Source organism: Methanobrevibacter arboriphilus, assembly GCF_019669925.1.
In the GTDB taxonomy this organism is placed as follows: Archaea; Methanobacteriota; Methanobacteria; order Methanobacteriales; family Methanobacteriaceae; genus Methanobinarius; species Methanobinarius arboriphilus_A.
Genome location: NZ_AP019779.1, coordinates 1802139 through 1814622 on the forward strand (window position 1 = coordinate 1802139; position 12484 = coordinate 1814622).

Below are 12484 nucleotides of genomic sequence, written 5' to 3' on the forward strand. Positions count from 1 at the left end.
ATGAATATGTGGGTGATTATACATAATTTTATATAGGATTTTACTATAATAGGTAAAATATGGACTTTACAAATCAAATTATAGACATTATTTTAAACTTAGATATTTACTTAGGATATGTAATAAGTTTATTTGGTTCATTAACATATTTAATATTATTTTTAGTTGTTTTTTGCGAAACTGGGATAATAATTGTTTCATTTTTGCCAGGAGACTCGTTATTATTCATAATAGGTGCATTATCTGCAGGAGGGGCACTGAATTTAATAGTTTCAATAATTATATTATCACTAGCAGCTATTTTGGGAGATACTGTTAATTATCAGATTGGAAAGTATATAGGTCCTAAAATATTCAATAAAGAAGGCTCTAAACTTTTCAATAAAAATCATTTAATTGAAGCTCATGATTTTTATGAGGAATATGGTGGAAAAACAATTATATTAGCACGTTTCATACCGATTATACGAGCTTTTGCCCCATTTGTAGCTGGAATTGGATTAATGCCATACAAAAAATTTTTATCATATAATATAATTGGTGGTGTAGCATGGGTACTAATTTTCACTTTAATAGGATACTTTTTTGGTAATTTGCTTATAGTGAAAGATAATTTTTCATTGTTAGTAATAGCTATTGTTGTTATCTCTGGTTTACCCATAGTAATACAATTAATAATGAAAAAAATAAAAGGGTAGTAAGTCTTGATTTAGTATATTAATTTATTACTTAAATTTAGTAATTTTAGTTTAACACTTTAGTTTAATACTTTAATTTAATATTTTAATTTAGTATTCTATACTTTAGTTTTTATACTTTAGTTTAATTTTATAATTTTATAATTTTATTTTAGTATTTCTCATAATGAACTCTATCTTCATGATATTTATCGATAAATTTATTTTCTTCACCTTCTGCAGGATATCCAATACTTATTATGTTGAATGGTCTTAAATTTTCACTAAGGTTGAATAAATTAGATATATAATTCATTCTTTCCTCTTTAGGTGCAATGTTTACCCACACAGCACCTAAATCTAAATAACTTGCTTCCAATAGTAAAGTTGTAGCTGCAGCTGCCATATCTTGCTGCCATACATGTTTGAAATGAGAATTTTCCATATTTGCTATAAGTACAATTGCTAAGTTAGCTCCTTTTAAAACCTTTGCATTATGATCCATTTCACTCAATTTGTTTATAGTTTCTTTATTTTTAATAACTATAAATTCCCAAGGTTCTTTACCCATTCTAGATCCTGGTGCTTGCATTGCAGCTTTTAACAATTTATCTATCTTTTCATCCTCGATTTCGCCTTCACGATATTTCCTAATACTTCTTCTTTTGAATATTTCTTCCATTATATAACTTCCTGCTCTTTATTACATATTTTTAGTTTTTATTATATAATTCCTTTTTTATTATATAATTAAAATTAATAGAACATTATTTAAAATTTATAAAACTAATAAAATTTATAAAGTTAATAAAATCTATAAAAATAATATTTAAAAAAATTATATTTAATAATAATTATTAGTTTAATATATAATTATATTTAGAATTATATTAGTTTATTAATTATATTAGTTTAATAATTATATTTAGTTTATTAATTATTTTTAGTAATAAAATGATAAATTGTATCAATAAAAGAATAAATAATATATTATTTTTAAAAAAGCTTTTATTGAATTATCAGTTGTTGGGGAAAATGAAGTTTAAAAATAGTAATAATAAAAAAGCAATTTCTGTTCTTTCAGGAGGATTAGATTCAACCGTTGCAACAAGTTTCTTTTCAAAAGATTATGATATTCATGCAATAACTTTTAACTATGGCCAAAAAAGTTTAAATCAGGAAATTAATGCTTCAAAGAAAATATGTAAAAAATTAGGTATGAGGCATACAATAATCGACATTCGATGGTTAGCTAATCTTGGAAACTCTGCACTGACTAATGATAATCATATTCCTGAGGTAAATTTCGATGATATTGATAATATGGATGTTAGTAAAAAAACAGCTAATAAAGTTTGGGTTCCAGGTAGAAATGTTGTTTTTACAGCTATAGCTACTTCTTTTGCTGAAAGTGAAAGTGCAGATATAATAATTGTTGGTTGGGACAAAGAAGAAGCAGCTACATTTCCAGATAATTCAAAAGAGTTTTTAAATAGCTTTAATGAGCTTATAGATATTGGGACTATTTCTTCTAATAAAATTGAAATAAAGGCTCCTTTAATTGATTTAGATAAAATTGAAATTGTTAAGCTTGGAAAAAGGGTTGATGCTCCTATGGATATTAGCTATTCTTGTTATACTGGAGAAAATAATCATTGTGGTGTTTGTGAATCTTGTGTTCGTCGTAAAAGGGCTTTTATAGAAGCTGGAATTGATGATCCAACTATTTATATATAATAGCTCTTTTTTTTTTTTAATTAATTAAATTTTCATAATATTATTTTTATTTAAATTTCTAGTATTTTTCAATGGAATCTTTTTTCTTTTTTTAACTGTTCATAGTGTTTTTTATCTCTATATTTAAAGACTTTAGCTGGATGACCTCCCGCAATTCCATATTTAGGTATATTTTTAACAACAACACTTCCTGCCTGAATAATAGCTCCTTCTCCAATGGTAACTCCAGCTAATATAGTAACCTTATTTCCAATCCATACATTATCTTTTATTATGATATCTTTTGATATAACTGTTTCATCATATGGTATTGATTTGCCATTATCATAATTATGAATGTCAGTTATTAGCATACACTCAATTCCAGAGTGAAAATTGTCCCCTATAATAACTTTACCATGACCTTGTATTTTAATTCCATTAAAATTAACATTGTTTCCTAATTCTGTCTTTGGAGTAACATAACTTGGGCCATTAACTTTCAAATCATTTCCCACAACATTAGCTACTTTTTTAACCTTATTAGAATATTTTCTCTTTTTGAAATTTTGATAATATTTATAGAAAATTGTTATTATACTCATAAAATGACCTTAAATTAATAATCTATTGATTTTTTAAGCTGTTGCTGGATTTGAAATTAATTTCTTATTTTTTAATTTCTTATTTTTTTCTAGTTTTTATCTTTTTCTAGTTTTTTATCTTTTTCTAGTTTTTTATCTTTTTTTATCTAATTAAGAAGAACATTCTGTAGCATACTGTGATAATAAAACAGCAACTCTATGAGTAGTTTTATCATCCAACTGTCTTTTCCCATGAACTATCTTTTGTAATAATTCATCAATAAATAGATCTTCATCAGTTAAAGGCATATTTATAACTGCAACTTCATTGTTTACAAAACCTACTAACGGTTCAACATAGAAGTTTTGAAATCCACTTTCATTTAAAAAATCGATTAATTCTTCGCTTAAATGGATTGATTTTTGTTTTATTTTGTTATTGTGTGGGAATTTATTTTCAGCTTCTTTGAATTTAAATCTATTTGGTCTTTTTTGATTATTTTCTTTAATATTACTTTCTGTAACATTTTTTATTGTATTATTGTTTTCATTGTTATTATATTCATCATATTCCACATTTTTGTTGTTTTTATTTTTATTATCTCTATTTTTATTATTACTTTTATTATTACTTTTATTCATACTTTTATTATTTGTATTACTATTTATATTATTAGTTACATCAATATTTTCTGATTCGTCTAAAAGAGTTAAATCATCTAAATTTGATTTATTTACTAAGTTTTTATTTTCATTTTCAGTTTTGGTTTTATTTTTATCTTCTTTTTCATTATAACTTTGACTTACAATTGAAAATATTCCTGAAGATCCAACAACAACATGATTTATACCTTCATTTGAATCTGGAACTCTCACATAATAAAGAACATAAAAGTTGTCTGGGAGTGTTAAAAGCTTTTCTCTGATTAATCTACCTCTTTTTTCTGTAGAAACATAATTATTATTTTTGATTAGTCCAATGATAAATATAATAATTCCTATAACTATAAATATAACACTATAAATCCTTTTAGATAATAAAACGTCTAAAAGACCTATTAAAGCTATAATCAGTCCTGCTATAATATAAACATCATGATAAGAGGTGTTTTTTGTATTTGGGTGAGGAATTAATTCTTGTTTTTGATTAGGTGTTTTATCTGTAATACTTCCTTTCTTTTTTTCTTCTTCTGTATTTCTTTTTGAAATTTTATCAAATATAGATTCTTCAGATTCTTTACTTTTCTTTTCTTCTAAATTATCTTTTGTGTTATCATCAATAGTTTTATTTTCATTTTTATAGTTATATGTATTAATAGACACATTATTTTTATTTTCATTATATAAAGATTGATTGATGTCTATGTTTCTTTCAAGTGTTTTTCCATAGCTTTTAGATATACTTTCTGAGAAATCTTTTTTAATTTCATTTCTCAATTTTTTTTCTAACTTTCTAAGGTTAGTTTCAGTCATTGGATAAATAATATTTGAATCAAAATTAGGAGCGTTATTATGTTTAGGATTAGAAACAATATTAGAATTATTTAGATCATCTATATCATCTATATCTTTTTTATATGCCTCATTTTTATATTTATTATTATTCAGGCCATTATCTTTATATGTGCCATTATTTTTATAGGCAGTATCTTTTTTATAGCTTTCTTGACTATTAAATTGATATTCATTAGAATCTTCAATTTCATTTTTATTATTTAAAGTGTTTGAACCATAAAATGGCTTTTCAACATAAATAACATCTTCAAGATCATCTCTATATTTTTCTTCATCAATCTGTTCTTTTCTATGGTTTTTACTTTCTTCTAATTTATCAAGATTATTGGGGGGTTCATCAATAGTTTCATTGAGTTTTTCATCAATATATCTTAAATCTCCATAACAACTAGAACATTCATAATCTTTAAGATTTTCATTACTTTTAAGAGTATATTTTAAACCACAATCTTTACAATATACAATTTTAGAATCAAAATCATCTCTATAAAGATTGCTATGATTTTGCTTTTTCAAGGAGTGTTTTGAAGGATATTCCTCAACTGAGTTTAAGTTTCCTGCACATACAGAACATTCATAATCATCGACTTGTTCATTATCGTCGATTTGATATTTAGCTCCACAGTTTTCACATGCTACAACTTTCATAGTATCATTCTTTCTTGTAACATTAATTAAATAATATATTTTTTATTAATAACTAATATAAATTTTGATTATCTTAATATTAATTGTTTATACTATCTCTTTTTTTTAATTTAAATATTATGATATATTCTTGTTAATATAATGTTAAGAATTATTTTAAGAATATAATTTATGAGATTCTTTTTTAAATAGATATTTTTGAATAATTATAGTAGCTGTAAAATTAGTATTAGCATAAATTAATATTAATATAAAATTAATTTATAAAATTAATTTATAAAATTAATTTTGAAAATGAAACTTAATGTTGAAATAAAATTAGTGTTAAGTTTTAGTATTAATTATTTAATTATATTCAATTCAATGTAAAATAGAATATTTTATTGTTTATTCATTAGTAATGTTCTAGCTAATTATTAGCATATTATATATTATCATATTATAGCTAACAACCTTATTTGATTTTTTAATTTATTTACATATTATATATATTTTTATAATGTGTATTCTTTGAAAAAATTATATTTTCCACTTTCATTAATAATCCACCAATCGATAGCATTTTTTTGAAATGGATATTTTAATTCAAAATAAGTTTTTAGGTAAATCCAATTAAAAATATTAATCAAAATCAAACAATCAGATGAAAATTCTTTAGTAACTGCATAATAATATTTTTGCACTGAGTTATTATTATAATTTATTAAGGAAGTTAAATAGGTTATTTCCAGCTTATTTTTTTCTATTTTTTCCTTATTATCATTATAATAGTAATATATCTCATAATTCTTTATTTGATTATTTAAAGTTGTTATACTTTTTTCATATAGTTCTCTTTCTTTTTGTGGATTTCCTATAATTTCGAAATAATTATTGTGAGTGTTATTTGAATAATCTCTTGTTGTTTCAGCACATATCCATTGATATTTTGTATTATAGAAAATATAAGAAACTGGCCATATATGTCCTGCCCCTGATTTTGGGAAGCTACCTTCAAAATATGTTGGAATTCCTACTGCTCGCAGTAAAGCTCCTGCTAACATAGATTTTCCTAAACAAGTTCCACTCTTTCTTTTAAGCGTAGTTAAAGCAGATTGATCTTTAGAATAGCTATAGTCATACTTTATATTAATCCATAAGTATCTAACTACTGAATTTGCGAGTTCGGTATTATATAAGTCTTTATTTGTATAATTGTACCTAGTAACATTTGCTTTTATTTGTTTTGCAATGTTTTGTATATCCGAATTTTTCCAGTTTATATTTCTTGAATTAGTAAAATAAGGATTTGTAATTGTTGTGTAATGGTTTTTTGTCTTTTTCTTTGCCAGTATTAAGTATCTGAATTTACCTTTAGAGTTTTTCAATGTTTTAATAGTTAATTTGTATTTTCCTTTATTGTAGATTTTGGTTTTCTCTGTTTTCTTTACTTTGTATTTTATTTGTGAGGTGTATGTATAATAGAAGGGTAAAACTTTTTTAAATTTACTATTTTTATTATAATAGTAATTAACGTTGGAGGAGGTGTTTAATGTATATTCTTGTCCAATAGAAACACTAGTTTTTTTAAAAGGTTTATAGGAAAAATAAGTTGTTTTCTTATTTTTAGTTTTTATTTTGTTAAAGTACTTTGCAGGATTATCTTCAATTTTTTCTGCTGATACATGGCTTATTGCTAAGCTAAATGCTATTAATAAACAAAATACTAATAATAATTTTTTCTTTTCTATCATAAAACGAACCTTATTAATCTGTAATATTTAAAATAATATTACAAGTAAACTTATTATATTTAATTATAAACATAACACATTTAAATATTTTTTGGATTTTTTTATCTATTCAATAAGCATCATTATTGAGTATTTTTTAATTTAAAAATTTTAAGATAGTATAAAAATAAATTAAAATATTATAGCTGTTTTATTCATGATTAAAACCAATAAATTATTTAATATTAAATAATATATTAATTTAATAGATTTAATTATTAATTTTTATTTTAATAAAACTTAAATGAAATTTAATTTTTAATTTATTTAATTTATTTAATTATTTTTATTATTTAATTTTTTATTATTTAATTTTCAATTTAATTTCTTATTTAATTTTTCTATTAGATTTTCAATTTAATTTTATGGTTAAGTTTATATACTATGTTCATCTTATTATAATATAGTAAATGTTCACTTTGTAAACACCTTATTGTTAAGATTTATTTTTAATTATTCTTTTTCTGGATTTATTATTTTTTTTGGATTATATTAGTTATTCAAAATCATTTATTTCCATTTTGTTTTGGTGTTTAGCTGTTTATAAGTGATATATTTATATTTATTCGATTTAAATATTGTAAAATTAAAATTTTAAAAGATCATATAAAAATTTGAATTATTAAAAAATAAGTAATTTAAATTGAGTTTAAGATAGTTTAAGGTAAATAATTAATTGAATTAATAAAATAATGGTATTTATTATGGATTATAGTATGAATAAAACAAATAAATTAATTATTGGCATTTTTATAATATTTTTATTATTTGTATGCTTAAATAATGTTTCAGCTACTGATTATTCTGATAATGTTAGTGATAATAATGGCAATGATGGTGGTAATATTACAGCTAATATTACTTTAAGTGATGATATTGGTGCAGATTATTTTGATGTTAACATTACTTCTGGTGATCAGTCAGTTGATGATTGTCAGAATACTAATTCAAGTACTTTATATAATCTAACTGATGTTCCTATTGGTGATCGTAATGTTACAATAACTATTAATTCTACCGTCAATATTTTAGAAGGAAATGATACTTTGGTTTTTAACATTACTAATGGTTTTGGTAATCCTATTGCTTCTGATGTTATCTTTTATCTAAATAATTCTTTTTGTGAAGCTATTTATGATGATTTTAGTAAATTTTGGTTTATCACTGGTCTTAATTCTGGTTATTGGGATGTTAAAATAAGTGTTACTAAAATTGTTAATGTTATAGCTAATAGCACTAATGATTTGAATCTGTCATTAATACTTAATCAACTTAAAGTTAAGAATGAAAAGGTTACTATTAAGATTTATTCAGTTCCTCCTGCTAAAAATGGAGATATTAGTGAAGTACATGTTAAAGTAACTGATGAAAAGGGTGATCCTATTGAAGGAGTTTCTATTACTATTAGTATTAATGGTGCTACTGGTTTTTCAATTGTAAAGACAAACTCCTCTGGTGAAGCTATATTAAATCATAATCATGGCGATGGTAAATATTATCAGTGGTGGAATAAACCTGCTGTTTATCCTATTAATGTAATGAGTTTTGATGCTTTTATTAATGGAATAAATTATACTGCAAACTCTGTTAATGGTTCTATTATTCTTATTAATAATTATACTCCTAAAATAGAGGTTATTTCGAAAAATAACCCTATTAATTTATATGGTAAATCTACAGTTAAAGTTAGATTACTTGAATATTATCCTACAAAAAAAATTGATGAAGATCCTGTATGGACTTGGCATCCAATTAGTGGAGCGTATCTTATGATATGGTTAACAGGAACTACTGGGACCATGTCTTCTACAGATGCAAATGGCTATGCTATTTATTATTTTAATCCTGCAAAAACTGGCTGGGCAAAAACAACAGTAAGTTATAATGGTTATCATTCTGGAAATATTACTGTAATAAAATCAATTTCAAAAGAAATTAATATATATGTTAAACCAAGAGCAGACCTTTTAGTTTCTAATGTTAAGAAAATAACTTCAACAAAATATAAAATCACTGTAAAAAACAATGGAGAAGTGACTTCCAAGGAATCTAAGCTTAGAGTATATTATACTAAGGGAGGACATAATTATTCTAAATATTTTACAGTTAAAGCTTTAGCTAAAGGTAAAAACACTACTATAACTGTTAAATTAAATAGTAATAATAAAAAATATAAAAAATATGCTGTAATTAATTATAATCATAAAGTTCCTGAATATGATTATGACATTGTTGGTAAGCTTGGTTCTAACTATTCAAGTAAATATGATTATTTTAATAATAAAATTTCATTTAAATCTGATTATATTAGATATAAAGCTGATTTAACTGTCACTGGTTTATCTTTTAATAAAAAAACCAATAGATATAGTATTCATATTAAAAACAATGGTAATAAGATAGCTAATGGTAAAATTTACATTTTATTTTGGTTTGGGTCTCAAAAAAAGCCTAAATCTCCAGTAAAATTAACTGTTAATCTTAAAAAGGAAAAAAATTATGATACTAGTATAAAGCCAGGTATGACTCTAAATCTTGATGGACTTAAATATCCAGATAAAGCTAAAAAAAGTACAATATTAAAAGTTTTAAATAGTCAATATAAGAAGTATGTTTATGTAAATTTTAATAAAAAGCTTTTAGAATCTAATTATAAGAATAATCTCAAAGGATTTAAAAAATCACAAATAAAGATTGTTTCTTAAGGTCATTTCTTAAGAAAATTAAACTTATTTGAATGAATAAGTAGGTGGTATTATCAAAATAAAAAATATTAAAACAAGTAAAATCAAAATAAATAAAAAATTTTCTATTTTATTTTTATTAATAATCGTATTTGGTATTTTTTGCTCAATGGGGGCTGTTTCTGCAGATATTTATATTGGAAATGGGGATATCGAGATATCTAACTCTGATGCTGATGCATATACAGATTTGTCTGCAAAAAGTACTACAAAAGCAAAAATCTATTCACTTGAAAGTAAAAAAAAGATTCCAACTAAATATAAAAAATATGAAAATTATACCTTTAAGGTAGCTAAAGGAAGTAAAATTTATTATAAAGCTATAACACGCTCTTCTAATGGTGTTGTTACTAATATTAGTGGCTTAAAAATCAAAAAAGCTACTGTAAGTTTTGGAGATGGGACTAAAAAAATTGGTAATAAGTGGATATCTCATAAATATAAAAAATTTGGATGGTATTTGATTAAAGTAAATCTCAATGCTACATTTACAAAAGGATATTTGTATGGTATGGATTTACCAGGAAATGTTGTAAATGGAACCAGAATATATCTTGTTTATGTTGAAAACAATCCACAGCTTAGTATATCTAAAGTTACTTCTGGTTATAATACAATCACAAATTATAAGAAAAAAAATATTGATTATTTAGATATTAAAGTTATAAATATTGGTTCAAAGACTTCAAAAGCTACTAAGATCAAAATTTGGTATCAAAAACCAGGAGCTAAAAATTTTGGGAAAGTGTACTCCAAACTTAAAAAATACACTGCATCTGCTAAACTCAAAGCTTTAAAACCAGGAAAGTCAACTACTGTTAGAATATTCTTTAAAATACCTAAAAAATATTTAAAACTTGTTAAAAATATAAGATTGGACTCTTTATATAGAGTACGTGAAATCAGTAGAGCAAATACTTTATATAGTTTTAAATGAGATTTATTTTTTATTATTTTTATTATTTTTATTATTTTTATTATTTTTATTATTTTTATTATTTTTATCTTTTTTAACTATTTTAATATTTTTAGAAAAAAATTTATTATATGGAAATTTTTTTATAGTTTAAAAATTAATAAATAAAAGAACAAAAAACAAATATTTTTAATGACTATAAAAATTTTTATTTTTATAAAATTAAGAAATCTTTGATTTTTTAATAATAATTAAAAATATTTAATAATGATATTCATATTCAGAATTGTAATATGATCATAGATTTAATAATAAAAATGCTAGATTTAATATAGCTATGCTCGGTGTAATACTATGTTTAAATATTTAATACTATTTGTTGTTATAATAGTTGTTGCAATTGTAGGAATTTTTGCTGCAGGTACTTTGATGTCTTATTTAAATCCTGCTCAAGAAACAATTGATTCAATCAATCAAACTAAAAATAATATAACTTCTTTATTAGATGAAAAGTCAAATTTAACTGAAGAATTAAAAAAATATGAACCTGGAAGTGCTGAATACACTAATATTCAAAATCAAATCAATTCTATTGATAAACAATTAGATGAGCTAAATAAAACAGCTGAAAACATCAAGACTGATGTTGAAAACATAACAAATAATTCAAAGGATTTGATAGGAATCTTAAATAATTAGATAATTATTTTTATTCTATCAATTCTCTATAAATCAAATCTATTTTTTTTTCAATTGAATCCCAATTATAATTCTCTTTTATTTCTTTTAATCCATTTTTTCCAAATTTTTCCATTAATTTTTCATCAGCCAGTAGTTTTTGGATTTTATCTGCAAGATCATTCTTATCATATTCAGCTGATAAACCAGTATTATTATCTACCCATGTGTGAATATGATTATTTTTAGTTAAAATTAATGGTTTTCCACAAGCCATAGCTTCTAAACCACTTGTTGTAAATGATTCATATTGTGAAGGCATTATAAATATATCGCAGTCAACAATAGCCTCTATTTTATCTTTATTAAATAAAGGACCTGTTATAATTATATTTTCTTCTAGATCAAGATCAGCTATTACTTTTTTCAATTCAGCTAAAAACCCATTATCTGGACCAATAATAGCTAATTTTAAATTTTCAACATTTTTTTTTATATATTCTCTATTTAAAACATCAAGTGAGTTTACAAGTAGGTCTAATCCTTTTATTTTGTGAATCCTACCAATAAATAAAAGTAATTTATCATTTTCACTAATATTGTATTTTTCTCTAAAATTACCTTTTGATGGTAATTTACTATATTCTTCAATATCAATACCCAATGGGACAATTTCTATTCTTTCTTCTTCTACTCCCATTTTTAAATATTGTTCTTTTTCAACATTGGTTAGTGCAAAAACCTTAGAAGCATTCTTAAGAATTTTAAATCCCCATAATTTGTCAAAAATTTCTTTAAGTTTCTCTTTTTGGAAAAAAGGAAGTACTGATCCATGAGCTTGAATTACATAGGGTATATTATTTTTAGAAGCATAATGACTAGCTGCAATAGCTAAAGAATGTCTATGTTCATGTATATGGACGATATCATACTTTTTTATCTCTTTTCTTATCTTTAAAGGTAAATGGTATGGGGTATCGATTAAAAATTTTGTTTTAAGTGAATTTGATAAATTTCTAAAGTAATAAACTTTAACTCCTTCAATATCAACATTATATCTCTTATCAAGCTTCATACGTTCAATACAACTATCAGTTGTAAAAACAGAAACATCATTTCCTTCTTCTGCTTGTTTTTTACTAAGTTTATAAACTGCATTAACTACTCCTCCAGCTTCTAAACAAGGATAATATGTTGGTACTATATGTAAAATTTTCATTGTTTACCTATTATT

Annotated in this window: 10 protein-coding genes; 5 read left to right on the forward strand and 5 right to left on the reverse strand. The window is 23.2% G+C overall.

Features of this window, described 5'->3' with window-relative positions:
• Positions 1 to 59 precede the first annotated feature (59 nt).
• On the forward strand, positions 60 to 698 hold the full coding sequence (locus MarbSA_RS07915; RefSeq protein ID WP_221061345.1) for a DedA family protein: 639 nt from the start codon (positions 60 to 62) through the stop codon (positions 696 to 698).
• Between the two features lie 151 nt (positions 699 to 849).
• On the opposite strand, the gene MarbSA_RS07920 is transcribed toward MarbSA_RS07915, so the two are convergent.
• Complete coding sequence (locus tag MarbSA_RS07920; RefSeq protein ID WP_054835193.1) at positions 850 to 1359, reverse strand: nitroreductase family protein; 510 nt, start codon at positions 1357 to 1359, stop codon at positions 850 to 852.
• A 353-nt stretch (positions 1360 to 1712) separates the two neighbouring features.
• Between MarbSA_RS07920 and queC the strand changes: the two genes are divergently transcribed.
• Positions 1713 to 2414 carry a 7-cyano-7-deazaguanine synthase QueC gene (gene queC / locus MarbSA_RS07925; RefSeq protein WP_054835295.1) on the forward strand — a complete coding sequence of 234 codons (702 nt, stop codon included), beginning with the start codon at positions 1713 to 1715 and terminating at the stop codon, positions 2412 to 2414.
• Between the two features lie 68 nt (positions 2415 to 2482).
• Here the strand turns inward: queC and MarbSA_RS07930 are convergent, their stop codons facing one another.
• From MarbSA_RS07930 to MarbSA_RS07940, 3 genes are all read right to left on the reverse strand, one after another.
• Positions 2483 to 2998 (reverse strand): acyltransferase, encoded by a 516-nt coding sequence (locus MarbSA_RS07930; RefSeq protein ID WP_221061346.1) that lies wholly within the window; start codon positions 2996 to 2998, stop codon positions 2483 to 2485.
• Positions 2999 to 3148: 150 nt separating this feature from the next.
• A complete protein-coding gene (locus MarbSA_RS07935) occupies positions 3149 to 5140 on the reverse strand; it encodes a hypothetical protein (RefSeq protein WP_221061347.1) in 1992 nt (663 codons plus the stop codon).
• Between the two features lie 494 nt (positions 5141 to 5634).
• Positions 5635 to 6873 (reverse strand): transglutaminase-like domain-containing protein, encoded by a 1239-nt coding sequence (locus MarbSA_RS07940; protein ID WP_221061348.1) that lies wholly within the window; start codon positions 6871 to 6873, stop codon positions 5635 to 5637.
• 743 nt (positions 6874 to 7616) lie between these two features.
• On the opposite strand from MarbSA_RS07940, the gene MarbSA_RS07945 reads away from it, so the two are divergent.
• The 3 genes from MarbSA_RS07945 (at position 7617) to MarbSA_RS07955 (ending at position 11271) form a co-directional block, all read left to right on the forward strand.
• Positions 7617 to 9617 carry an Ig-like domain-containing protein gene (locus MarbSA_RS07945; RefSeq protein WP_221061349.1) on the forward strand — a complete coding sequence of 667 codons (2001 nt, stop codon included), beginning with the start codon at positions 7617 to 7619 and terminating at the stop codon, positions 9615 to 9617.
• Positions 9618 to 9765: 148 nt separating this feature from the next.
• A complete protein-coding gene (locus tag MarbSA_RS07950; protein ID WP_221061350.1) occupies positions 9766 to 10593 on the forward strand; it encodes a hypothetical protein in 828 nt (275 codons plus the stop codon).
• Between the two features lie 333 nt (positions 10594 to 10926).
• Entirely contained in the window at positions 10927 to 11271 is a 345-nt protein-coding gene (locus MarbSA_RS07955) for a hypothetical protein (RefSeq protein WP_042703130.1), read from the forward strand.
• A gap of 10 nt (positions 11272 to 11281) precedes the next feature.
• Here MarbSA_RS07955 and MarbSA_RS07960 read toward each other — a convergent pair whose 3' ends face one another.
• Positions 11282 to 12469 (reverse strand): glycosyltransferase, encoded by a 1188-nt coding sequence (locus tag MarbSA_RS07960; RefSeq protein ID WP_221061351.1) that lies wholly within the window; start codon positions 12467 to 12469, stop codon positions 11282 to 11284.
• Positions 12470 to 12484: the final 15 nt, after the last annotated feature.